Below are 21940 nucleotides of genomic sequence, written 5' to 3' on the forward strand. Positions count from 1 at the left end.
GCTTGAAATTCCGACCGCAAACCATGCTCAGGCCAAGTGTTGGGCGAAAAACGCGAGCGTGCGCTCTTTGGCAAGTTTGGCTGCTGCTTCGTTGTACGAGCCGCGCTGGTCGCAGTTGAAACCGTGGTTGGCATCGTATACATGCACCTCGACACCGGGCTGCGCCTTTTTGAAGGCTTCGACGGTGTCCAGCGGAATCCAGTGGTCCTGGTTGCCGAAGTGGGCCATCACCGGGCAGGCCGGCTGGCGCGCCGGCTCGTCACCGGCTGTCATGCCGCCGCCGTAATAAGGCACAGCCGCCGACAGACCGGACAACGTGCAGGCCGCGCGCCAGGTCAGCAGGCCGCCCCAGCAGAAACCGACGATGCCGACTTTGCCGCCTGAGGTTTGCGCCGCGTGGTTGATGGCAGCCTGGATGTCTTGCAAAACGCCGGGCGCTGGCAGTGCTTCCACCGCAGTCTTGAGTGCAAAACCGGCGTTCATGTCAGCGTCGGTGTAGTCCAAGTCAACGCCCGGCTTGACGCGGTGGAAGGTAGCGGGCGCAACGGCCAGATAGCCTGCAGCCGCATACCCGTCAGCAACAGAGCGGATGTGCGAATTGACGCCGAAAATCTCCTGCAGCACCACCACGGCGCCTTTGGGCTTGGCGGCCGGTTCAGCTACATAGCCTGGGAATAAGAATCCGTCGGCGGACTGGAGGTCGATAAAATTGGCCATGGGTGTCTCCTGTTTATGGAAGGGTTGCAAATTCAGTGACGGCTGCTGACAAGTCAGCCGCGCGCGAGCCGGCGCTCCAAGTAGTCCAGCCTGTCCTGGCCCCAGAAGATCTCCCCGTTCACAACGTAACTGGGCGCGCCGAAGACGCCTGCAGCTATGGCTTGCTGCGTGTGCGCCTCATAAGTCTGTTGAATGTCGGGGCCCTTCGATTGCGCAAGCCGGGCCGGGTCGCGGCCAGCGGCCTGAAGAATCTCCGCCAGCACCTGCTCGCTGGCAATGTCACGCTCTTCTGCCCATACCGCGCGGAAAATGGCACCCGCCAAGGCCAGCGCTGCGGTGCTGCCGTCGTGCTGGTCTACGGCCATGATCAGCCGCGCTGCCGGGTCGCCGCCCACCGGGAAAAATTTGGGCTGCCGGTTCAACGGCATCTGCAGGTGTTCGCTGAAACGCTGCAGCTCTACCAGCCGGTAGGCCTGGCGCTGCGGCGCACGCTGGCCCAGCGGCAAGCCGCCGGAGATCGGAAAAATCTTGCCAAAGTCCACCGGCAGCACTCGCACCGCCGCACCGGCTGCACTAGCCATCCGCACAAAACGATCGTGGCCCAGATAAGTCCAGGGACTTTGCGGCGTGAAGTAGTAGTCGATGCTGATGCTCAAGGGGCGTCTCCTGTGGGCTTTGCAGCCGATTGATGTACATTGATTTGGTCCCCGGTTGTAACCGGGATTGCCCTTTTTTGCTGGAGGCCGGATTTGTCCCAGATTGTTTTGATCACTGGCGCCTCGCGCGGTATTGGCGCCGCCACCGTGCTGCTGGCCGCGCGTCAGGGTTACACCGTCGCCGTCAATTACAGCGCCAATTCGCTTGCTGCCGACGAGGTGGTGCGCCAGATTCGCCAGGGCGGCGGCACGGCGATCACGGTGCAGGCCGACGTGGCCGATGAGGCCCAGGTGCTGGCCATGTTTGAAAAAGTCGACGCCAAACTCGGCCGGCTCACGGCGCTGGTCAACAACGCCGGCGTGGTGGACCGCACCGAACGGGTGGACGGCATGAGCGTGGCACGCCTCAAGCGCATGTTCAACATCAACGTGATTGGCACCATGGTCTGCGCGCGGGAAGCGGTCAAGCGCATGAGCACACGTTACGGCGGCGCAGGCGGCGCGATTGTCAACGTCTCCAGCGCTGCCGCGAGGCTCGGCGCGCCGGGCCAATACGTGGACTACGCGGCGGCCAAGGGCGCGGTGGACACCTTCACCATCGGCCTGGCCAAAGAGGTCGCAGCCGAAGGCATACGCGTCAATGCTGTGCGGCCCGGCATCATCGAGACAGAGATCCACGCTTCGGGTGGCCTGCCCGACCGCGCGCGCGACCTGGCGCCGCAGGTTCCGATGCAGCGCGCGGGCAGCGCCGACGAAGTGGCACGCGCCATTGTGTGGCTGCTGTCGGAAGAGTCCAGTTACACCACGGGGGCCATGGTGGATGTGGCGGGGGGCAGGTAGGTAAGCGTTTAGGAGCTGCAAGCGCCGGCTCTATTCATCGCCGTCTCCCTGCTGCTGCCTGAAGGAGCACTCCCAGGTCAGCGACGTTCATAGTCTTCCACGAGAACATATTGCCGTCGAAGTCTACAGAGTAATCGTTAATGACATTACCCATAACTTCAGCTGCGTCATCCAGCTCCTGCCACCGAATGGGCGCTTCATTTTGAAGGCGCGCCCGGTCGAAGAAGTAGTCCTTGTCGAAGTGCCCGTGAAACTTATCCCGTCGAATCCGGATGCTCTTCAAAGCAGATAGAGAACGTATCTTTGATCGGTCTTCCTCAATCGATTCCAAGGTGATCGGTATTCGATTCTGCAACATCCAGTGGTCGTCGGGGTAGCCGCGTCGACGTTGGAGCTCTTTCGTCGTGAGCCACTCTCGGTTGTATTCAACGAAGGTAAGGAAGTTGAACAGACCGCGCTCCCCGCGTTCATCGAACAGTTTGTCAGCCCATAGCACAATCGTCGTGAACAGGGCGCCCTCAATCGTGCGAAAGAACGCCGGTGCCAAATTGAGTTCGGCCAGATGATCTTTCGTTCGGTCGCTAATCTGGCGATACACAGATGCGCAATCGCAGAAACGATGAATCTCGGTGCGAAGATGTTCTCGATATTGCGCGAACATATGGTCGAAATCGTCACGCCGCAACTTCATGGAGACTCACGCAATCTATACCGCACACTCTGCGGTATAAAACCACCAATCCAACAGAAAGCGGCGCTTGAACGTTGCGCTAAATCATTGACAGTCAATATCTCTTCTCTCATTTTGACAATCTGGAAAGGCTGATAAAAATCAGCACTCACCGCAGATTTCAGCTGAACTCATTGTTAGCTGTACGGCGGGAAGTTCAGACCGAACGACGCAGTCTGTTGAATTACGAAAACATCAACTGCGGCAGCGGCGCAAACGGTTTCAGGCCACCATCGGCGCGGGTTGAACCTGCATGGGCGCAGTCTTGAATCGTTGTGCGGCCTGCCACACGTCGTAGGCGCTTTGCTCTGCCAACCACAAACGGGCCTCGCCGCCGCGCGCAACACCCAGCCAGGCCTCGATGCGCAGGGCCATTTCAGGCGAAATGGCGGCACGGCCATTGAGCACGCGGGACAGCGCCACGCGGGAAACGTCAAGCTGCTGCGCTGCCTCGGTCACGGTCAGCCCTAGCGCAGGCAACACATCGTCGCGCAGCGTCAGGCCAGGGTGCGGGGGGTTAAACATGCGTGCCATCTTCGTTACTCCAGTTGCTCAGTGATAGTCCTGGTAATCCACCAGCACAGCATCCGTGCCGTCAAAGGTGAAAGTCATGCGCCAGTTGCCGTTCACCCAAACCGAAAAATGCCCTTTCAGGTCGCGCCCTTTCAGCGGGTGCAATCCCCAGCCTGGCAGATTCATACCTTGGGCGTTGGTCGTTTCGTTCAGGCGTCGCAGCATGGCGGCCAGTCTTGGGGCGTGGGCGGCCTGAATGCCTGCCATGCTCCCTTTCTCGAAAAAGGCTTTCAGCCCCTTGTGCCTGAACGTCTTGATCATGTGGGATTGTATCGCGTATCGTTACAGCATACAACCCCTGACCGATTTCAATAGCTATAGCCCGATTCTTTGCTGAACTCTCGGCCGCTTGAGGTATAACGACGTCGTTCAAGCCGTCATTTGACGAACGAGCCGTAAAAGAAACTTCTATGGATTTCAAACCTCTCGTCACCCTGCTGGCCATCGTCAACCCGCTGGCCATCGTGCCGTTTTTTATCCACTACACGCAGGGCTTTTCCACCGCGCAGCGGCGCCGCACCATCGTCACTGCGTCATTCAGCGCGTTTTTGGTGATTGCCACCAGTGCGCTGCTGGGTCTGCAGATTTTGGAGTTTTTCAGCATCTCGCTGGCGAGCTTCCAGGTCGGCGGCGGCATGCTGCTGCTGATCAGCTCGATGAACATGCTCAACGCGCAGCCGGCCGAGGTCAAGGCGCAAACCCACGAGCTGGAAGATGGTGCCGAGAAAGCGGCCATGGGCGCCAGCATCGCGGTGGTACCGCTGACCATTCCGCTGCTGACGGGCCCGGCCACCATGTCCACGGTGGTGATCTACGCTGAAAAAGCCCAGAACGCCCTGCAGCTGGCCGCGCTGGTCGGCTACGGCGTGGTGATCGGGCTGGCGACGGCCGCGTGTTTTGCGCTGGCTGACCCGATTGCGCGTGTGCTCGGCAAAACCGGCATCAACGTGATGACCCGCCTGATGGGCCTGATTCTGGCGGCCTTGGCCATCGAGGTGATGACCGGCGGGCTGGTCAAGCTGTTTCCCATCCTGGCGCGCTGAAGGCACAGGATGGCCGGAGCCAGGGTGTTGCTTGTCGAAGACGACCCGGCCATTGCCCGGTCCATCATTTTCGCGCTGGAGCGAGGGGGCCTGACGGTCACGCACAGCCTGCTCCTCGGCGATGCCCGCAGGCAGCTGGACCTGCGCCCCCCGGATATGCTGATCCTGGATATCGGCTTGCCCGATGGCAACGGACTCGACCTGTGCCGGGAGGTCCGCGCCGCCGGCGGCCTGCCGGTGCTGATACTGAGCGCTCATGGAGAAGAAATCGACCGCGTCCTCGGCCTTGAGCTCGGCGCCGACGACTACGTGAGCAAACCTTTCAGCCCACGCGAGTTGCTGGCCCGAGTACGTGGCATGCTGCGGCGCGCCCAGATGCAGGCACCAGTCCAGAGGCGTTCTTCAGATACCGGACCCTTCGACATCGACATAGCCGGCCAGCGCATCAGCCTGCATGGGCGTGTGCTGGCCTTGACGCGGCGTGAGTTCGGCTTGTTGTCTGACTTGCTGCAGCACCGCAACCGCATCCGGTCGCGGGAAGAACTTCTGCACGCGGTCTGGGGAAGCGGTTCGGACCGCATGGACCGGACGGTCGATACCCACATCAAGACACTGCGCGCCAAATTGCAGGAGGTCGCCCCAGGGCACGATTACATCGCAACGCATCGCGGCATGGGTTATTCAATATGACCCCCCCGTTGCGGCTCACTGCGTGTAGCCGCCTCCCCCCCTGCAGGGGGCGACGCCTGCGGCCTGGCGAAGCCAGTTCCGCGGCGTCTGCTGGTATTGCGCCGTGCCAGCTTCACGCGTTTGCGCATAGCGCACTGAGCAACTGAAATGCGCCTAGGCATACGCCTGCTCTTCGGCTTTTTTCTGGTGACAGGGTTGGCGGCTTTTTTTGTGCTGCGGGTTTTCATGACCGAGGTGCGGCCCAGCGTGCGCGAGGTCATGGAAGACATGATGGTGGACACGGCCAATATCCTGGCCGAACTTGCCAGCGACGATCTCGCTGCGGGCAGCATGGCAACCGGGCGCTTCGCGCAGCAGGTTCAGGGCTACGCCCGCCGGCCCGTCGACGTTCGCATCTGGGGAATGGCCAAGCAGTCGCTGGATTTCCGGGTATACGTCACCGACATCCGGGGAACCGTCGTATTCGACTCGGAAAACAGCGCGGCCATTGGCCAGGACTATTCGCGCTGGCGCGATGTCGCCCTCACCCTGCGCGGCGAATACGGCGCCCGCGCCACCCGCGAGGTCCAGCACGACGACCGCACCTCCGTGATGTATGTCGCCGCTCCGGTGCAGCAGGGCGGAAAGACCATAGGCGTACTGACGGTGGCCAAACCGATGTCCACCATCCAGGCGTTCATTGACCGGGCCGAGCGCAAGATCCTCCTGCGCGGTCTGCTGCTGCTTGCACTGTCATTGGTCATCGGTGTGGCAGTGACACTTTGGGTGGTGTGGAGCATCCGCAAGCTGCGCCACTATGCCCATGCCGTCGGCGAGGGCGGCAAACCCCCGGTGCCGCAGATACCCGGTGAACTCGGCGAGCTCGCGCTGGCGGTCGATGCCATGCGGCTCAAGCTCGAGGGCCATGAGTACATCGAGGGCTACGTGCGCGCATTGACGCACGAACTGAAGAGCCCGCTGGCGGCGATTCGCGGTGCCGGTGAGCTGCTCCAGGACGACTTGCCCGAAGACGCGCGCCGCGAGTTTTCGGGGCAGGTGCTCACGCAGTCCGCTCGCCTGCAGGCGCTGGTGGATCGCATGCTCGAGCTGACGAAGCTGGAGCAACGTCATGCACAGGTCCAACGCGAGAATCTCCTTTGGCTTGATGTGCTCCAGCCACTTGCCACCGGTGGCCTGCTGCACAAGACCCGACCCGCTATGCAGGTGACCGTGACCCCCGAACGCGCCGGCGTGCACGCCGAACCCGGCTTGCTGGCACTGGCGCTGGGCAATCTTCTGGAAAACGCCCGCTCGTTCGCGCCGGAAGGTTCCACCATCACTGTGCAGGCATCTCACAACTTCGTCGCCGTTCAGGATGCAGGGCCCGGCGTGGCGGACTTTGCCCTGCCCCGACTGGGGGAGCGATTTTTCTCCACAGTGCGCCCCGACGGGCAAACCAAAGGCTCTGGCCTCGGGCTGGCCATCGTGCGGCAAATCATGGTGCTGCATGGCGGCCGGATGGTCGTGCGCAACACCAGCCCCGGACTCAGGGTGGAGTTGCACTTCTGAGGCAACAAAAGTGACGGGCACACGCATCATGTGACAGCCTTGGCAGGTTCGCTGTTACGGAAGCGGGCGTACCAGTCGATACGGCGAGTCAGAAGCATGATGCTGGCCAGCACGACGAACAAGGCCACGGCGCCCACCACCAGAGCGGTCTGCTCCATCTGCAACAGCACAAAGAGCATGCCGTACAGCACCGCGATGCCCAGCCCGAAAGGCAGGCCACGCGCCCAGCTGCCGAGCATGTGACTGGCGTAATAGGCGAGCAAAAGCACGCAGGACGACGAGGCAATCACATAGGCGACGTCAAACCGCATGTGCTCAGAGAGACTGACAAGGAGCAGGAAAAACATGCTCATCGCCGCGCCCACCAAAAAGTACTGGATCGGGTGCACACGCAGGGCTTTCATGAACTCGAACAGGCCGACCGCAAGAAAGGTCAGTCCGATAAAGAGCAGGCCATATTTGGTGGCGCGATCGCTCAGGGCATAGGTGTTGGCCGGATCGACAAAGGTGACGCTGAAAGCCTCGACGCATCCGCTGCCCGGCGTTCCGTCGTCGGACGGCGCGCACGCTCTCTTTTCGGCAGCGCCGCCGTTGCTGGCCATGTCCTGCTGCGCCGTACTGGCCAGCGCGCTGACCCGCCAGTTTGCTTCAAATCCCTGATCGCTGATCTTTCGCGCGACAGGCAGAAACTGGCCGCCAAAGCTCGGGTGGGGCCAGTTGGAGCTCAGTTGCATTTGCGTGTCGCCGCCCAGTGGCACGACAGAGATACTTTGTGTGCCGACCAATTCCAGCTGAAACTCGGCCTGCAGCGGCTGGGCACGCGCCAGGGCGGGCGGCAGGGGAACATGGACGCCGCGGGGATAACGGCCAAAAAAAGTGCCTGGCTTGAGTGGCAGAAGCTGGTCGCCGACCTTCGCGCTGGCGTGCCGGATGCCCCGGGCATCGGAGACTGCCATCATCAGCAGCGGCTGGCCGCAACTCATGCGTGAGCCGCCATGCTGGGCGACCGGCTTGAGCGCTTCGGTGTCTGTCCATTGCGCGACCACCTGTGCCTTGAGGCTGAATACCTGCGTTGCATGCAGCCCCCTTGCACGGGGCTCAAGTTCGCTGCTTCCCTTGATCGACAGCAGCGCAGGGGTGGCCACCAGATGAAACTCGCGCCGCTCGGGACGCGTTTCCTTGTCGGTCCGGCTTTCCCACTCTTCCGTACAGGCCATGTGGATCAGGGGCCCGGTCAGCGTCTGCGCGCCAGCCAGGCTCTGCGCCACACTTTGGACCGCGATGTTGCGGTACAGCTGCCGGTCATGCACCACCGCACTGATCTGTAGCAGTGCAATGACCAGCAAGACAAGCACCAGGGCGATGGATATCAATTTTGACTTCACGTGGATCCTTTCGTTGATGACGAAAGACAGTGTGCAAACCGACGGTGAAGCCAGCAGGGAGAAAGATCCGCTGTGTGAAGCCGGTGTGAAGTCAGGCGGAAAAACTACTCTTTTTGCAGCATTTTGACCATCCGGTTGCTGGTGTTGCGCAGGCGCTGGGCCAACAGCTGGGTGATCTTGACGACCAGTTTGGCGCCTACACCGGGGTGTTGGCGGATCAACTGGCCGATGGCGGCGCGGCTCAGCACAGCGGCCTCCACCACGTCAATGGCGGTGCAAGTGGCGTAACGCACGTCGCGGTCAAACATGGACATCTCGCCCAGGGTCGCGCCTTCGGTGGCCACACCCAGGCGGGAAAAGCTTTCATTGGACTGGGCTTCGTCGTCCGTTGGCGGCGTGGACTTGGTCACGTCCACCGTGCCGCTGAGTAACAACAGCATCCAGTCGCCCTGGTCGCCTTCGCTGAGCAGCACCTGGCCCGGTTGCGCGCGTACCAGCAGCATGGACTCGCCCAGGGTGTCGAGCTCCTGCGGTGTGAAATCTTCCAGAATCGCCGAATGCTCAAGCAGGCCAGGCCCGCGCCCGGACATCTTCTGGCAGTTGCCCAGCAGCTCCAGCCCGGCATCCTGCAGCTTCTGCTCCAGTGAGATGGCCCCCACGTCGGTGTTCGGTTCGCTCTCAGTTTGTCGAACGCCACCCGGGGGGGCCGGGCTTGCCTGGGCCGGCTCTGCGCTGCGCTCCTGGGGCGCGCCGCCTGCGGCGTCGGGCTTCAAGGGATCTGTTGCAGCCATGTCGCTATCTCTTCGATTGCGGCGTCTGTCGCGGCGGTGAGTGCGCGCACGCCGCCGGGCGCATCGGTGCTAGGCGCCGGGCGCACCACTGTGATGCTGCGCTGGGCCAGCAGCTTTTCACCGCTGGGCGTGGCTTCCACCAGGGTGGCTCGCAGGCGGATCAGTCCCACGCTGGTGGCCGGGGACTCAAAGAAATGGCTGAACTCGTCAAGCTCGAGCTGCAGCACGCGCGGCAACACGCCTTGATTGGCGCTGCGATTCAGCGCCGGGCCTTCGCCGGCGTTGAGCACGGCGCGCGTGCGGCCCAGCGTGTCGCGCAGGCGCTGGCGGATCAACTGCGCCGGCGGCATACTCCAGCGCGCCTGCGCGTACGGGCGCAGTTGCTGCGCATCGTCATAAGCCAGCCGGTAAAGCACGGTCTGATTGTCGAGCACGCCACCGGGCGTTGTGATCTCTGCCAGTGCAATCGGTGCCAGAGGTGCCTGTCGCGTAGCGGGCATGGACACCATGGCACCGGGCCCGAAGTCGTAGAGCGCGGCGCGCAATGGTTTGTCTGGCAGGGCCGAGCAGGCGCCCAGTAACAGGGCCAGCGACAACATCAAGCCAAATCGGCCTCCAGCCCTTGATTTACGGGCATATGTTGCTCCTGTATTCATAGCAAATAAGCAGGTCATGGTTTTCCTCCGGGAGGGATAAAGCCTTTTTCGCCTGGGCCTGGTACAGGCGGGCCGTTGCCAAAAATAAGCGACTGCGGGTTGTCGTCCACCGAGTTGACGGTGCGACGCAGCTGACGCATGGCGCGGGCGGTTTCCTCGGCCACCTCGGCAACGCGCGGTAGCGTCGTGGCACTGAAGGTCTCCACGGTGGTCGCAAGTGCGGCAGTGCCTTCGGCAACTTTGTCGATCGGTCCGCCCTTGGCGTTCAGTCGATCAGAGGTGGCTGTCACACTGTTGGCGGTTGTTGACACATCGTCGGCCGCAGTCTTGAGCGACTTCATGGTTGCACCCGCTTCCCGGCTCAGCTTGGGCAAACTGGCCACCACCGGCTCCATCTTGAGCACCACCTTGTTGATGCTGTCAGCCGCCTGGCTGAAATTGTTGACCGCTCCCATCAGCGCCTGCTGGTTGCCGTCGCCCAGCAGCTTGTTGAGCTGGGTGCTGGCGGCCTCGACCTGGTTCATGATGACCTCGCTCTTCTTCAGCAGCTTGTCCAGCAGCCCGGGCTTGAGCGGGATGCGCGGCGGGTCGTCGTCGTTGGCTACCAGCGCCACGGTGGAGGGACCGTCGTCTTCCAGCTGGATGAAGCCCAGGCCGGTGACACCCTGCGAGCTGATGGACGCAAAAGTGGACTGGGTCAGCGGCGTGCCGATCTCGACCGAGATCCGGATCAGCACATTGCCGGCAATCTTGTGGTCGAAGCCGATGAATTCAACCTTGCCGACCGGCACGCCGCGAAAACGCACCTGCGCCTGCGGCTGCAGGCCGGAGATGGTTTCACGCGTGGACAGCTCATAAAGATTGCGTTCACCGTCGTCGCGCGTCAGCCAGACGGCCAGCACCGCCAGCAAGGCGGCAACCACCAGCACAAACGCGCCGGCGGCGATGGCATGGGCTTTGTTTTCCATTTTAAAAACCTCTCTATCTAGTAGCTGTGGCGATGCATGGCTGAAAATTCAGATTTTTGGGATGAAATGCAAGGCGCCCGGAGCACAGCAACCGGAATGTACCCAGGTACATGAGGATTGCGAGCACCGCGCAACGCCGCAGTTCGCCCAAAAAATGAATTTGCAGTCATGCATCAAACAGTAAACGGGTATTCGCGCAGCAACTCCATCGCGCGCTGCCCGCGTTCGCCCAGGAAGAAGTTGCGGATAAAGGGATGCGGAAAGGCAATCACGTCGCGCGGTGGGCCGCTGACAATCACCTTCTGGTCGGCCAGCACGGCGATGCGGGTGCTGAGCTCGAACAGGGTGTCCAGGTCGTGGGTGACCATCACCACCGTCAGGCCCATGCCCTTGTGCAGGGCGCGCAGCAGCGCGCAAAAGCTGTCCGAGCTGTCCGGGTCCAGGCCAGCCGTCGGCTCGTCAAGCAGCAACAGCGGCGGGTCCATGATCAGGGCCCTGGCCAGCGACACGCGCTTGACCATACCGCCCGACAAATCGCTGGGCATCTTGTCGGCGTGTTCGGGCGCCAGCCCGACCATCTGCAGCTTGACCATGGCCGCCTCGTAAATCAGCGAGTTCGGCAGGGTCTTGAGCTCGCGCAGCGGGAAGGCGATGTTTTCCAGCACGGTGAAGGCCGAGAACAGCGCGCCCTGCTGGAACAGCATGCCCACGCGCTGTGCCGCGCCGCGTTTGCTTAGCTCTGCTGCGGGTTTGCCCAGCACCGTGATGTCGCCGGCAGTCGGCTGCTCCAGCCCCAGCATCTGGCGCAACAGCACTGTCTTGCCAGTACCCGAGCCGCCAACCAGCGACAAAAATTCGCCGCGATGTATCGTCAGGTCCAGATCCTTGTGCACCACCGACTGCTTGTCCCTGTTGGTGAAGACGGTGGACAGGCCTGAGATGTCGACGATCACCTCACTCATCGCGCACTCCTGATATTAGCGCTGTCACTCTTGAACCAAACAGGGGCCGCGGGGCTGGCTTTGCCAGACCGCAGGCGCAGCGCCCCCCCCCTGGGGGCAGCGACCCACACGCAGTGGGGGAGCGTGGGGGTCATGTTCAGATTCCAATGTTTTTGAACAGCACCGCAAACAGCGCATCCACCAGAATCACCACGGTGATCGACGTGACGACGGATGCCGTCGTGCCCTGGCCCAGGCTTTCGGTGTTCGGCTTGACGCGCAGGCCGAAGTGGCAGCCGATCAGCGCAATCAGCACGCCGAAGACCACCGATTTGGCAGTCGCCAGCGTGAGGTTGGATGCATCTACCGCAGCTGGCAATGCGTTGATGAAAAACGAGGGCGTGATGCCCATGGCCAGGTCGGCAGCCAGCATGCCGCCAATCAACGCTGCTACGGTGGTCCACGCGCTGATCAGTGGCATGACCACCGCCAGCGCCAGCGCGCGCGGCATCACCAGGCGGTAGCTGTGGGCAATGCCCATCACCCGCATGGCGTCCAGCTCTTCAGTCACCCGCATCACGCCGATCTGCGCTGTAATGGCCGACCCCGACCGCCCCGCAATCAGGATGGCGGCCAGCACAGGCCCCAGCTCGCGAATCAGGGAAATGCCGAGAATGTCGACGATGAAGGCGTCGGCGCCAAACTGCTTGAGCTGCTGCGAAATCAGGTAAGCCAGCACCACGCCGATGAGAAAACCTACCAGCGCAGTGATCGGCAAGGCAGTGGCACCGATGTGATACAGGTGTCCCGACAGGTCGCGCCACGGGCCATCGCCCGGTCGCCTGGCCAGCTTGCCCAGATTGAGCATCAGCCGGCCGACCAACGCCACCAGGTCGGTGAAATGATGAAATACTTCGATCAGGCCTTCACCGAGATTGAGAAAAGCCTGTTTAAAGCCAGGTGCTGGCGTGGCAGGCCTGTCCACGCTGAACTCGGCCACGCGCTCCAGTACGGCGCGCTGGGCGTCTTCGACTTCGATTTTTTCGGGCCATTGCCGGCCCCAGTGGTTCCACAGCACCTGGGCACCCAGGTGGTCAAGCTGATCCATCTGGCGCAAATCCCAGACCACGCCACGGCCGGCTTCGCTGCCCTGGGCCTTCAGGCTGGCGGTCAGCGCATCCCAGACCGGGCGCGCCGTCAACTCCCCGCCAGTCCAGAAGCCCAGCACCAGGCAGGACGCGCCTTCCGGCGCTTCCTGAACATCGATGTGCGGAGCGGATTCGCCTGCAGCTTTTTCCTCCGGAGATGACATGTGTTTGATAGTGCGCGCGCTGGGAAAGTCAGACAAAAAAGACCGGCGCCTGTCGCAGATGTGTGGGGCGCCGCGTGAATGAAACTGATAGTAATGCAGCAGGTCACTGCGCGGCTACAGGCATTTAGCGCCAAAACTGGGGCCTCCTGTCCTACAGACTGCCCGCACACATCGGGATGCAGTCGCTTTGCGGCAATGGGATTGACTGGTGGACGAAAGGTGCGCCGGCTCACCAGCAAGGCGAGCTACCGTCCGGAAATTGAGAATACAGCCCCCGGCCAGGAGACCGGGCGGGAACGTGTCATGAGCGCATTGCCGATGCTTTTTAGCTGGTCGGCGGCTCGTGGGTGCTGGTTTGTCCGGTGCGCAGTAGAGGGGATCTGAGAATGATCTGGGCGGTAGAGAAAAAATGCTGCTCCAGGGCGCGCAACGCGGCTGCTTCGTCGCGCTTGAGCACGGCCGCCATGAGCTGCCGGTGTTCACCGCGTACATCGCGCTTGTCTGTCTCCAATGGCGCCGACAGGCGGCGGTAGCGCTCACTTTGCTCATGCAGCAGTGCGCGCAAGCGCAGCAACCACGGGCTGGGGCAAGCGCTGACGAGCGCTTCGTGAAACTCCCGGTGAGAGTTGCTCCAGACCTGGGTCACACGCGTTTCTGCATCGGCCGGCGAATCCTGTAGCCGCTCCATGCGATGGGCGGCGGCGACGATACGGCTTTCCCATTCGACGTCGCCGTTTTTCATGGCTTGCGCCAGGCACAGCGACTCGACCTCGACACGCGTGCGCGTCAGGTCCATCAGCTCCTCACCGCTGACCGGGCTCACGCGATAGCCGCGCTGTGCTTCGGCAATCACCATGCCCTCAGCGCTCAGACGTGACAGCGCTTCGCGTATCGCACCCAGGCTCACGTCAAACCTTTTCTCCAGGGCGCCAATGTTCAACTTCGCGCCCGCGGGCAACTGGCCATCGAGGATTTCAGCCCTGATGAGGCGGCAAACAGTTTCTGCTTGGGTGGGTTTACTGGAGGTCAGCATGGCTGATGGGATTTTATCGGGTATGTACTAAGTAATAAATAATAGATTATTTGATAAATTATACATATCACCCCTGACGAGCAACGTCACGCAAGGGTTGACTCAAGGAGAAATAATGAAACTGGTTCGATTCCTGTCAAAAGGGCGGGAAGGGTGGGCGGTCCATGACCCCGCGACGGATAGCTGGCATGGCACGACCACCGATTCGCAGGCCTATCCCGGCACCATGGACGCCCTGATCCGCAAAGGCGGCGACGCGCTGGCGCAGGCCGCCGGGGTCATGGCGCACCAGGCCGCTATTGACCTGGCCAACGTGCAGTTCCTGGCGCCTGTGGCCAACCCGCCCAAAATTATCTGCGTTGGGCTGAACTACAAGGACCACTCTGAAGAGAGCGGCTTCAAGCAACCCGACTACCCCACACTGTTTTCGCGCTTCAACACCAGTGTGATTGGCCACGGTGACGCGCTGCTTCATACCAGCCTGTCGGACACCCTGGACTATGAGGGCGAGCTGGTGGTGGTGATCGGCAAGGGCGGCGTCAACATCGCCCGCGAGAACGCCCTCTCGCACGTGCTGGCCTACTCGGTCTTCAACGACGGCAGCATCCGCGAGTACCAGTTCAAGTCGCCCCAGTGGATGATGGGCAAGAACTTTGACGGCACCGGCGCCTTCGGCCCCTGGATGGTCACTGCCGACGAACTGCCGCCAGGCGCGCGCGGCCTGCTGCTGGAGACTCGCCTGAACGGCCAGACCGTGCAGTCGGCCAATACCGACGACATGGTGTTCGACGTCGAGTCCCTGATTGTCATTCTCAGCGAGGTCTTCACGCTTGAAGCCGGCGACCTGATCGTCGCTGGCACACCTTCAGGCATCGGCCACGCACGCGAACCGAAGCTGTACATGCGGCCTGGCGACGTCTGCGAAGTCGAGATCGAACGCATCGGCCTGCTGCGCAACAAGGTGCAGAGCAGAGTCACCGCCCCGTCCACTGTCAACCACTGAAAGCACACCATGAAACTGAACCGATTTCTGTCCGCCACCGCAGTCGCACTGATGGCCATTGCACCGCTGGGTGCCATGGCCCAGGACAAAGCGCGCACCACGCGTTTCGGCCACGGCATGGCCGACAGCCACCCGGCTGGCCAGGCCGCAAAAATGTTTTCCGCCGAGATGGAAAAAGTCACTGGCGGCCGCATCAAGACCAGCGTCATCGCCAATCAGGCCCTCGGGCCAGACCCGCAGATGCTGGGCGCGCTGCAAGGCGGTGTCCAGGAGTTTTACACCGGCAGCGCCCTGGGCATGCTGGGCCAGGTGAAGGAGCTGGGCTTTCAGGATGTCCCCTTCCTCTTCAACACGGAAGCTGAAGCACACGCCGTGTTTGACGGGCCGGTCGGCAAACACCTCAACGACAAACTCAGCGCGGTCGGCATCCATGTGCTCGGCTGGTGGGAAAACGGCTTTCGCCATATCACCAACTCCAAACGGCCGGTCAACACGCTCGATGACCTGAAGGGTCTGAAGCTGCGCACGCAGCCCAACCCGCTGACACTGGACGCCTTCAAGGCCATAGGCGCCAATGCGTCGCCGCTGCCGTGGTCCGAACTTTTTGTGGCACTGGAAACCAAAGCCTTCGACGGCCAGGAAAATCCGATCGTGCTGATGTACACGCAGCGCTTTTATGAAGTGCAGAAGTACATGACGCTGTCTGGCCACGTCTATTCGCCGCTGATCTTCGCCGTCTCCAAAAAATATTGGGACAGCCTGTCGCCTGCCGACAAACAGCTGATGACAACCGCCGCCGCCAACGCCACGGCCTTCCAGCGCAAGGCCACCGCAGCCGAGGCCGGTAGCGCCCTGCAAGGCATGAAGGACAAAGGCATGCAGGTCACGCAGTTTTCTGCCGCTGATCTGCAGGCCATTCGCGATCGGGTGCCGCCAGCGATCGCACCGCATCTTGAAAAAATCGGCCCCGAGTTCATGACACTGGTCCGCACCGAGATCGCTCGGGTACGCGCCAAAAAATAAGCGAATGGTCTGGATGTGCGGGCCTGCTGACTCTGGCAGCGGCCTGCACAGCCACTTCAGCGCTCTACGTTCGGCGTTCAGTGATTTCTTTCTTCGCGGGGCGCGCTTGGCGCCCGCCATCTCCCGCCCTGATCCATCCATGTCCACCCATCCACCCCTGGCTCCTGATTTTCTTGTCCGCCTGACGGCCCTGCTCGGCGACCGTGTGTCCACCAGTGCCGCCGTGCGAGAGCACCATGGCAGGGACGAGTCCATCTTTCCCGCCATGCCGCCCGACGCGGTGGCCTTTGTACGCAACACCGACGAGGTGGTTGCCACCGTGCGCTTGTGCCAGCAGTACCGCGTCCCCATCGTTCCCTACGGTGCGGGTTCGTCGCTAGAAGGCCATACGCTGGCCGCTCGCGGCGGCTTGACCCTGAACTTGCAGCAGATGGACCAGGTGCTGGCCATCCATGACCAAGACCAGACCGCGACCGTGCAGCCGGGCGTGACGCGCAAAGCGCTCAATGCGGCCCTGCGCGACACCGGTCTGTTCTTTCCTGTGGACCCTGGCGCCGACGCCAGCTTCGGCGGCATGTGCGCGACCCGCGCCTCGGGAACCAACGCCGTGCGTTACGGGACCATGCGCGAGAACGTCCTCAACCTCACGGTGGTGACAGCCGACGGCGAGATCATCAAGACCGGGCGGCGCGCCAAGAAATCATCCGCCGGTTACGACCTGACGCGCCTGTTTGTGGGATCCGAGGGAACCTTGGGCGTGGTCGTCGAGGCGACTGTGCGGACCTACCCCTTGCCTGAAAGCATCCTCGCCGCCGTGTGCGCTTTTCCCGATATCAACACGGCGGTACAGGCAGTGGTTCAGTCGATCCAGCTCGGGGTACCCCTCGCACGGGTTGAATTTGTGGACAGTGTCGCCATCCGCGCCATCAATGCCTACAGCAAGACCGCTTTGCCCGAGCAACCCCATCTGTTCTTCGAGTTTCATGGCAGCGAGTCGGGCGTGCGTGAGCAGGTCGAGATGGTGCAGGACATTTGCAATGAAGGCGGAGGCGCGCAATTCCAGTGGGCGCGCACCCCAGAGGAGCGCACCAGGCTGTGGGAGGCCCGCCACAATATCTACTTTGCGGCCCTGCAGCTCAGGCCCGGCAGCCGGTCTGTGGTGACTGATGTGTGCGTGCCGATCTCGCAACTCGCCGAATGCGTCAACGAAACCGCCCGCGATCTTCAGGAGTCGGGCATGCTCGCACCCATCGTCGGCCATGTGGGCGACGGCAACTTCCACGTCCAGATGCTTGTCGATGCAGCCAATCACGACGAGGTGCAGGCTGCGGAGCAACTCAACGCCCGCCTGGTGGCGCGCGCGCTGGCGATGGACGGGACCTGCACCGGCGAACACGGCGTAGGCCTGCACAAGCAGGATTTTCTGGTTGATGAGCTCGGCAGCGCTTCGGTGCATGTGATGCGGCAGATCAAACACGCGATGGACCCGAATAACATCATGAATCCCGGAAAAATCTTTGCGTTCTGACCGCCTCGGCCCACCGGGCCAGCGGTCCTCATCTACCAGGACCCCTCCCATGCAGAAAATTATTCACTGGTACTACAAGGCGCTTGAGCTGATCGTGGTGCTGGCCCTGGCGGCGATGTGCGTCATGGTGTTCGGCAATGTGGTGTTGCGGCACTTCTTCGATTCCGGTATCAACACTTCGGAAGAGTTGTCGCGCTTCATGTTCATCTGGCTCACCTTTCTCGGCGCCATAGTGGCGATGCGCGAAGGCGGGCATCTGGGCGTAGACATGGTGGTGCGCCGGCTGTCGGGCAAGACACAGTTTGCGGCGGTGCTGCTGGCGCAACTCATCGTTCTGCTTTGCTGTGCGGTGCTTCTGTGGGGATTGATGCGACAGCATTCGCTCAACGTCGCCAACACCGGTATGGTCACGGGTATTTCCTTGAGTGTGGTGTATTCGGTGGCCTACCTGTGCGCCGCCTCGATCGGCATCCTGACCCTTGCCAATATCGTCAAGTTATTGACGGGCCGGATCTCGCCGGCTTCGTTGATACCGACCACCAACAGCGACTGAGGCCGCCCCGTGATCGTCGCCATTTTTGTTGTCTCACTCCTGGCGGCCATGGCCATCGGGGTGCCTGTCGCCTTCGCTCTCATGGCCTGCAGCATGGCCATGATGCTGTACATGAATTTTTTCGATGCGCAGATCATGGCGCAGAACATGCTGTCCGGCGCCGACAGCTTCCCCCTGATGGCCATTCCCTTCTTCGTGCTCGCAGGAGAACTGATGAATGCGGGCGGCATCTCGCGGCGCATCGTCGATGTGGCAGGCGCCTGGGTCGGCCACTTCAAGGGCGGGCTCGGCTACGTGGCGATCTTCGCTTGTGTGGTCATGGCCTCCTTGTCGGGCTCTGCCATCGCCGATACGGCCGCTGTCGCCGCGCTGCTGATCCCGATGATGCGCAATGCCGGCTACAACCTGCCACGCGCATCCGGACTGATCGCCGCAGGCGGCATCATCGCACCGGTGATCCCGCCATCCATCGGGTTCGTGATGCTGGGTGTTGTCGGAAACATTTCAATCACCAAGCTGTTCATCGCCGGCATCTTTCCCGGCCTTTTGATGGCACTGGCGCTGGTGCTGACCTGGGCCTTCCAGGCGAAGCGCGACAACATGCCACGCGGGGAAAAGCTGCCCGTCCGCAAACGCTGGGAAGCCACCTTCGCAGGCGCCTGGGCGCTGCTGCTGCCAATTCTCATCGTCGGCGGACTGAAAGCCGGGTATTTCACGCCGACCGAGGCGGCGGTGGTCGCGGTGTTCTACGCCCTGTTCGTTGGCTTCGTGGTCTACCGGGAGCTGAAGGTCTCCCAGTTGTACAGCCTGCTGCTGACCGCTGGCAAGACCTCGGCTGTGGTGATGTTCCTGGTGGCCGCAGCGCAGGTGTCTGCCTGGCTGATCGCCGCTGCCAACATTTCGATGGCGGTGGCCGACATGCTCCAGCCGCTGGTGGACAGCCCCATGCTGCTGATGCTGGTGATCATGGGGCTGATTTTCGTGGTGGGCACCGCGCTCGACTTCGCGCCCACCATCCTGATCATGGTTCCGGTGCTGATGCCGGTTGTGCGCATGGCCGGCATTGACCCGGTTTACTTCGGTGTGCTGTTCATCATGAACAATGCCATTGGCCTGATTACACCGCCTGTGGGAACGGTTCTCAATGTGGTTTGCGGGGTGGCCCGGCAACGCATGGAGCCGGTGATCCGGGCCGTGGTGCCCTATTTGCTGGCGCAAATGACCGTGCTGTTGTTGTTGATCGTCTTTCCGCAGCTCGTGATGGTGCCGCTGAAATTCCTGACGCGGTAAAGCACCCTCGCATCACGCCCAGACGGCTTCAAGTGCCTTCCAGGCGCTGGCCACTACCGGTGCCTGGCGCTGCGACTGGAGGCTGACAAAACCCAGCACGCTTTGCAGGCTGACCTGATCGGCGATCACCAGGCCGGCCGCATGGGACTCGCGCATGGCGATCGAGTCGCGCACCAGGCTCAGGCCCACGCCGGACTTGACCAGGTCCAGCATGGAGGCCTCCTGATCCACCAATGCCACCCGGTGCGGCTCGACGCCGAGCGGCTCAAACACGCTGGCCAACAGGCGGTGGTGCGCAGAGGCCGGCGGCGTGGCAATCCACGGCAGGGCAGCCAGCGCCTTCCAGCCCTTGCCGCGCACCTGCGGCCCCCAACCGGCCGGCGCCAGCACCCGGTAGGTGAAGTGGGTCAGTTCACGCACGGCAAACAGCGGCTGCCCGCTGCCCTGCCGGCTTGCTACTGAATTGATAGCTGGATGCGCCCGTACAGAAAGGGCTGGAGGCCGATTTGGCTCATAATTCACGGCGCCGCCGGGTCCTTGCCCTGGGGAGCCGAGATAGAACCCCACATCCAGCTCGCCGCGTTCTATCTGGGCCAGCACCTCACCGCTCATAGCCTGGCGCAACTCGGTCTCGACCTGGGGCGCCATTTCCACCAGCACCTTCAAAAAGGCCCCCAGCCGGGTGAACTCGGGGTCGAGGATGGTGCCTATGCGCAGCCGCCCGCGCACCTGCGTGTGCAGGCTGGCGGCGGCGTTTTTGAAGTCGCCCTGCGCGGCCAACACTTTTTCAGCCAGCGGCAAAAGGGCCGCACCGTCGCGCGTCAGGTTCATGCCTTGGGCGCTGCGCGTGAAGAGGGTGAGGCCCGTAGCAGCCTGCAGTCCTTTGATCTGCAGGCTGACGGCAGGCTGCGTCAGGGCCAGCTTGTCGGCAGCGCGCGAGAGATTGCCCTCCCGGGCGACGGCCGCAAAAATCCGCAGGGTCTGGATGTCCATTATTAGAAGTATTTATATCACTACTGAGAAATACAAACTTGCGCCCACTGGCTTCGGCCGCTAATCTTGGGGACTACCCAATGGAGTCTGTGAAATGAATGATATGAGTCGCCCAAATATGAACCAGCACGCGACAGCCATCGGCCACGCCATCAATGGCGTCATGGTCCCCGGGCAGTCCGGCCGCAGCCAGGACGTCTTCAACCCCGCCACCGGGGCAGTGACAGGGCGGGTAGCGCTGGCCAACGCCGCCGAAGTCGATGCTGCTGTAGCCGCAGGGCAGGCCGCCTTCCCCGCCTGGGCCGCCACCCCACCGATCCGCCGTGCGCGCGTGATGTTCAAGTTTCTTGAACTGCTCAACCAGAACAAAGACACCCTGGCCCACATGATCACCGCCGAACACGGCAAGGTCTTCACCGACGCCCAGGGCGAGGTCTCACGCGGCATTGACATCGTGGAATTTGCCTGCGGCATTCCGCAACTGCTCAAGGGCGACTTCACCGACCAGGTCTCCACCGGTATTGACAACTGGACCCTGCGCCAGCCGCTGGGCGTGGTCGCCGGCATCACCCCGTTCAACTTCCCGGTGATGGTGCCCATGTGGATGTTCCCGGTGGCGATTGCCGCCGGCAACTGCTTTGTGCTCAAGCCCAGCCCGATTGACCCCAGCCCCAGCCTGTTCATCGCCGAACTCTTGAAACAAGCCGGCCTGCCCGACGGCGTGTTCAGCGTGGTGCAGGGTGACAAGGAAGCGGTCGATGCGCTGCTGGTGCATCCGGACGTCAAGGCCATTTCATTTGTGGGCTCCACGCCGATTGCCAACTACATCTACGAAACCGGCGCGCACCACGGCAAGCGGGTGCAGGCGCTGGGCGGGGCCAAAAACCACATGGTAGTGATGCCGGATGCCGACATCGACCAGGCCGTCGATGCACTGATAGGCGCAGGCTACGGCTCGGCCGGCGAACGCTGTATGGCGATCTCGGTGGCGGTGCTGGTGGGGGATGCTGCCGAGCGGCTGATTCCCAAGCTGGTGGCACGTGCAAAAACCCTGAAGGTGCTGGACGGGGAGAACCTGGCGGCGGAGATGGGACCCATCGTGACGGCGGCAGCGCACAGCCGCATCACCGGCTACATCGACATCGGCGTCAAGGAAGGCGCGAAGCTGCTGGTGGATGGCCGAGGCTTTGCCGGTAAACAAGCCGGCGGCGGTTGCGACAACGGTTTCTGGATGGGCGGCACGCTGTTTGACCATGTCACACCAGAGATGAAGATCTACAAGGAAGAGATCTTCGGGCCGGTGCTGTCGTGTGTGCGGGTGAAAGATCTAAAGGAAGCCGTCGATCTGATCAATGCCCATGAGTTTGGCAACGGGGTGAGCTGCTTCACGCGGGATGGCCATGTGGCGCGCGAGTTCAGCCGGCGCATCGAGGTGGGCATGGTGGGCATCAATGTGCCGATTCCGGTGCCCATGGCCTGGCATGGCTTTGGCGGCTGGAAGAAGTCGCTGTTTGGCGACATGCATGCTTACGGTGAGGAAGGTGTGCGGTTCTACACCAAACAAAAGTCCATCATGCAGCGCTGGCCCGAGAGTATTGGCAAGGGGGCGGAGTTTGTCATGCCTACCGCCAAGTGATGGCCCCCCGCGGTCGCTCACTGCGTGTAGC

The 21940-nt window shown here is 62.2% G+C and carries 23 protein-coding genes; 10 read left to right on the forward strand and 13 right to left on the reverse strand.

The window, feature by feature from the left end:
* Positions 1 to 27: 27 nt before the first annotated feature.
* A complete protein-coding gene (locus tag H0W47_RS05810) occupies positions 28 to 717 on the reverse strand; it encodes a dienelactone hydrolase family protein (RefSeq protein ID WP_296921779.1) in 690 nt (229 codons plus the stop codon).
* A 53-nt stretch (positions 718 to 770) separates the two neighbouring features.
* The gene (locus H0W47_RS05815) at positions 771 to 1373 is read right to left on the reverse strand and encodes a 2-hydroxychromene-2-carboxylate isomerase (protein ID WP_296921781.1); all 603 of its coding nucleotides are present in this window, start codon (positions 1371 to 1373) and stop codon (positions 771 to 773) included.
* 93 nt (positions 1374 to 1466) lie between these two features.
* Between H0W47_RS05815 and H0W47_RS05820 the strand changes: the two genes are divergently transcribed.
* Entirely contained in the window at positions 1467 to 2213 is a 747-nt protein-coding gene (locus H0W47_RS05820) for an SDR family oxidoreductase (RefSeq protein ID WP_296921784.1), read from the forward strand.
* Between the two features lie 34 nt (positions 2214 to 2247).
* Here H0W47_RS05820 and H0W47_RS05825 read toward each other — a convergent pair whose 3' ends face one another.
* The 3 genes from H0W47_RS05825 to H0W47_RS05835 all read right to left on the reverse strand — a co-directional run bounded on the left by H0W47_RS05825 (position 2248) and on the right by H0W47_RS05835 (position 3777).
* A complete protein-coding gene (locus H0W47_RS05825; protein WP_296921786.1) occupies positions 2248 to 2904 on the reverse strand; it encodes a hypothetical protein in 657 nt (218 codons plus the stop codon).
* Positions 2905 to 3165: 261 nt separating this feature from the next.
* Positions 3166 to 3477 (reverse strand): HigA family addiction module antitoxin, encoded by a 312-nt coding sequence (locus tag H0W47_RS05830; RefSeq protein ID WP_296921788.1) that lies wholly within the window; start codon positions 3475 to 3477, stop codon positions 3166 to 3168.
* 18 nt (positions 3478 to 3495) lie between these two features.
* Positions 3496 to 3777 (reverse strand): type II toxin-antitoxin system RelE/ParE family toxin, encoded by a 282-nt coding sequence (locus H0W47_RS05835; protein ID WP_296921789.1) that lies wholly within the window; start codon positions 3775 to 3777, stop codon positions 3496 to 3498.
* A 149-nt stretch (positions 3778 to 3926) separates the two neighbouring features.
* On the opposite strand from H0W47_RS05835, the gene H0W47_RS05840 reads away from it, so the two are divergent.
* The 3 genes from H0W47_RS05840 to creC all read left to right on the forward strand — a co-directional run bounded on the left by H0W47_RS05840 (position 3927) and on the right by creC (position 6797).
* Complete coding sequence (locus H0W47_RS05840) at positions 3927 to 4559, forward strand: MarC family protein (RefSeq protein WP_296921791.1); 633 nt, start codon at positions 3927 to 3929, stop codon at positions 4557 to 4559.
* Positions 4560 to 4568: 9 nt separating this feature from the next.
* Positions 4569 to 5249, forward strand: a complete 681-nt coding sequence (locus H0W47_RS05845) for a response regulator (RefSeq protein WP_296921793.1) — start codon at positions 4569 to 4571, stop codon at positions 5247 to 5249.
* Positions 5250 to 5396: 147 nt separating this feature from the next.
* The gene (gene creC / locus H0W47_RS05850; RefSeq protein WP_296921795.1) at positions 5397 to 6797 is read left to right on the forward strand and encodes a two-component system sensor histidine kinase CreC; all 1401 of its coding nucleotides are present in this window, start codon (positions 5397 to 5399) and stop codon (positions 6795 to 6797) included.
* Positions 6798 to 6823: 26 nt separating this feature from the next.
* On the opposite strand, the gene creD is transcribed toward creC, so the two are convergent.
* The 7 genes from creD to H0W47_RS05885 all read right to left on the reverse strand — a co-directional run bounded on the left by creD (position 6824) and on the right by H0W47_RS05885 (position 13883).
* The gene (gene creD, locus H0W47_RS05855) at positions 6824 to 8182 is read right to left on the reverse strand and encodes a cell envelope integrity protein CreD (RefSeq protein ID WP_296921797.1); all 1359 of its coding nucleotides are present in this window, start codon (positions 8180 to 8182) and stop codon (positions 6824 to 6826) included.
* Positions 8183 to 8286: 104 nt separating this feature from the next.
* Positions 8287 to 8973, reverse strand: a complete 687-nt coding sequence (locus tag H0W47_RS05860) for a cyclic nucleotide-binding domain-containing protein (protein WP_296921798.1) — start codon at positions 8971 to 8973, stop codon at positions 8287 to 8289.
* Positions 8952 to 9647 carry an ABC-type transport auxiliary lipoprotein family protein gene (locus H0W47_RS05865; RefSeq protein WP_296921801.1) on the reverse strand — a complete coding sequence of 232 codons (696 nt, stop codon included), beginning with the start codon at positions 9645 to 9647 and terminating at the stop codon, positions 8952 to 8954. The genes H0W47_RS05860 and H0W47_RS05865 overlap by 22 nt, the downstream gene beginning before the upstream one ends.
* Positions 9644 to 10597 (reverse strand): MlaD family protein, encoded by a 954-nt coding sequence (locus tag H0W47_RS05870; protein WP_296921802.1) that lies wholly within the window; start codon positions 10595 to 10597, stop codon positions 9644 to 9646. Before H0W47_RS05870 ends, H0W47_RS05865 begins: the two co-directional genes overlap by 4 nt.
* A gap of 173 nt (positions 10598 to 10770) precedes the next feature.
* Positions 10771 to 11559, reverse strand: a complete 789-nt coding sequence (locus H0W47_RS05875; RefSeq protein ID WP_296921805.1) for an ABC transporter ATP-binding protein — start codon at positions 11557 to 11559, stop codon at positions 10771 to 10773.
* A 136-nt stretch (positions 11560 to 11695) separates the two neighbouring features.
* Positions 11696 to 12850 carry an ABC transporter permease gene (locus tag H0W47_RS05880; RefSeq protein WP_296921807.1) on the reverse strand — a complete coding sequence of 385 codons (1155 nt, stop codon included), beginning with the start codon at positions 12848 to 12850 and terminating at the stop codon, positions 11696 to 11698.
* A gap of 325 nt (positions 12851 to 13175) precedes the next feature.
* Complete coding sequence (locus tag H0W47_RS05885) at positions 13176 to 13883, reverse strand: GntR family transcriptional regulator (protein WP_296921809.1); 708 nt, start codon at positions 13881 to 13883, stop codon at positions 13176 to 13178.
* Positions 13884 to 13998: 115 nt separating this feature from the next.
* Here H0W47_RS05885 and H0W47_RS05890 point away from each other — a divergent pair, with 115 nt between their 5' ends.
* The 5 genes from H0W47_RS05890 to H0W47_RS05910 all read left to right on the forward strand — a co-directional run bounded on the left by H0W47_RS05890 (position 13999) and on the right by H0W47_RS05910 (position 19280).
* Complete coding sequence (locus H0W47_RS05890; RefSeq protein ID WP_296921811.1) at positions 13999 to 14886, forward strand: fumarylacetoacetate hydrolase family protein; 888 nt, start codon at positions 13999 to 14001, stop codon at positions 14884 to 14886.
* 9 nt (positions 14887 to 14895) lie between these two features.
* Positions 14896 to 15909, forward strand: a complete 1014-nt coding sequence (locus H0W47_RS05895) for a TRAP transporter substrate-binding protein (protein WP_296921813.1) — start codon at positions 14896 to 14898, stop codon at positions 15907 to 15909.
* 139 nt (positions 15910 to 16048) lie between these two features.
* Positions 16049 to 17437, forward strand: coding sequence for an FAD-linked oxidase C-terminal domain-containing protein (locus H0W47_RS05900; RefSeq protein WP_296921815.1), 1389 nt, complete (start codon positions 16049 to 16051; stop codon positions 17435 to 17437).
* A 49-nt stretch (positions 17438 to 17486) separates the two neighbouring features.
* The gene (locus tag H0W47_RS05905) at positions 17487 to 17990 is read left to right on the forward strand and encodes a TRAP transporter small permease (protein ID WP_296921817.1); all 504 of its coding nucleotides are present in this window, start codon (positions 17487 to 17489) and stop codon (positions 17988 to 17990) included.
* A 9-nt stretch (positions 17991 to 17999) separates the two neighbouring features.
* On the forward strand, positions 18000 to 19280 hold the full coding sequence (locus tag H0W47_RS05910) for a TRAP transporter large permease subunit (protein ID WP_296921819.1): 1281 nt from the start codon (positions 18000 to 18002) through the stop codon (positions 19278 to 19280).
* 12 nt (positions 19281 to 19292) lie between these two features.
* Here the strand turns inward: H0W47_RS05910 and H0W47_RS05915 are convergent, their stop codons facing one another.
* Complete coding sequence (locus H0W47_RS05915) at positions 19293 to 20273, reverse strand: LysR family transcriptional regulator (RefSeq protein ID WP_296921821.1); 981 nt, start codon at positions 20271 to 20273, stop codon at positions 19293 to 19295.
* A 118-nt stretch (positions 20274 to 20391) separates the two neighbouring features.
* Here H0W47_RS05915 and H0W47_RS05920 point away from each other — a divergent pair, with 118 nt between their 5' ends.
* A complete protein-coding gene (locus H0W47_RS05920; protein WP_296921827.1) occupies positions 20392 to 21909 on the forward strand; it encodes a CoA-acylating methylmalonate-semialdehyde dehydrogenase in 1518 nt (505 codons plus the stop codon).
* The last annotated feature ends 31 nt before the right edge of the window (positions 21910 to 21940 follow it).

Source organism: Polaromonas sp. (assembly GCF_013817205.1).
Taxonomy (GTDB): Bacteria; Pseudomonadota; Gammaproteobacteria; order Burkholderiales; family Burkholderiaceae_C; genus Polaromonas.

What these genes read in the sequence shown, in the direction of transcription:
- H0W47_RS05810 (WP_296921779.1), bottom strand. Translation starts at nt 717, where the DNA reads ATGGCCAATTTTATCGACCTCCAGTCCGCCGACGGATTCTTATTCCCA.
- H0W47_RS05825 (WP_296921786.1), bottom strand. Translation starts at nt 2,904, where the DNA reads ATGAAGTTGCGGCGTGACGATTTCGACCATATGTTCGCGCAATATCGA.
- H0W47_RS05830 (WP_296921788.1), bottom strand. Translation starts at nt 3,477, where the DNA reads ATGGCACGCATGTTTAACCCCCCGCACCCTGGCCTGACGCTGCGCGAC.
- H0W47_RS05835 (WP_296921789.1), bottom strand. Translation starts at nt 3,777, where the DNA reads ATGATCAAGACGTTCAGGCACAAGGGGCTGAAAGCCTTTTTCGAGAAA.
- H0W47_RS05840 (WP_296921791.1), top strand. Translation starts at nt 3,927, where the DNA reads ATGGATTTCAAACCTCTCGTCACCCTGCTGGCCATCGTCAACCCGCTG.
- H0W47_RS05845 (WP_296921793.1), top strand. Translation starts at nt 4,569, where the DNA reads ATGGCCGGAGCCAGGGTGTTGCTTGTCGAAGACGACCCGGCCATTGCC.
- creC (WP_296921795.1), top strand. Translation starts at nt 5,397, where the DNA reads ATGCGCCTAGGCATACGCCTGCTCTTCGGCTTTTTTCTGGTGACAGGG.
- H0W47_RS05860 (WP_296921798.1), bottom strand. Translation starts at nt 8,973, where the DNA reads ATGGCTGCAACAGATCCCTTGAAGCCCGACGCCGCAGGCGGCGCGCCC.
- H0W47_RS05865 (WP_296921801.1), bottom strand. Translation starts at nt 9,647, where the DNA reads ATGACCTGCTTATTTGCTATGAATACAGGAGCAACATATGCCCGTAAA.
- H0W47_RS05870 (WP_296921802.1), bottom strand. Translation starts at nt 10,597, where the DNA reads ATGGAAAACAAAGCCCATGCCATCGCCGCCGGCGCGTTTGTGCTGGTG.
- H0W47_RS05875 (WP_296921805.1), bottom strand. Translation starts at nt 11,559, where the DNA reads ATGAGTGAGGTGATCGTCGACATCTCAGGCCTGTCCACCGTCTTCACC.
- H0W47_RS05880 (WP_296921807.1), bottom strand. Translation starts at nt 12,850, where the DNA reads ATGTCATCTCCGGAGGAAAAAGCTGCAGGCGAATCCGCTCCGCACATC.
- H0W47_RS05885 (WP_296921809.1), bottom strand. Translation starts at nt 13,883, where the DNA reads ATGCTGACCTCCAGTAAACCCACCCAAGCAGAAACTGTTTGCCGCCTC.
- H0W47_RS05890 (WP_296921811.1), top strand. Translation starts at nt 13,999, where the DNA reads ATGAAACTGGTTCGATTCCTGTCAAAAGGGCGGGAAGGGTGGGCGGTC.
- H0W47_RS05895 (WP_296921813.1), top strand. Translation starts at nt 14,896, where the DNA reads ATGAAACTGAACCGATTTCTGTCCGCCACCGCAGTCGCACTGATGGCC.
- H0W47_RS05900 (WP_296921815.1), top strand. Translation starts at nt 16,049, where the DNA reads ATGTCCACCCATCCACCCCTGGCTCCTGATTTTCTTGTCCGCCTGACG.
- H0W47_RS05905 (WP_296921817.1), top strand. Translation starts at nt 17,487, where the DNA reads ATGCAGAAAATTATTCACTGGTACTACAAGGCGCTTGAGCTGATCGTG.
- H0W47_RS05915 (WP_296921821.1), bottom strand. Translation starts at nt 20,273, where the DNA reads ATGGACATCCAGACCCTGCGGATTTTTGCGGCCGTCGCCCGGGAGGGC.
- H0W47_RS05920 (WP_296921827.1), top strand. Translation starts at nt 20,392, where the DNA reads ATGAACCAGCACGCGACAGCCATCGGCCACGCCATCAATGGCGTCATG.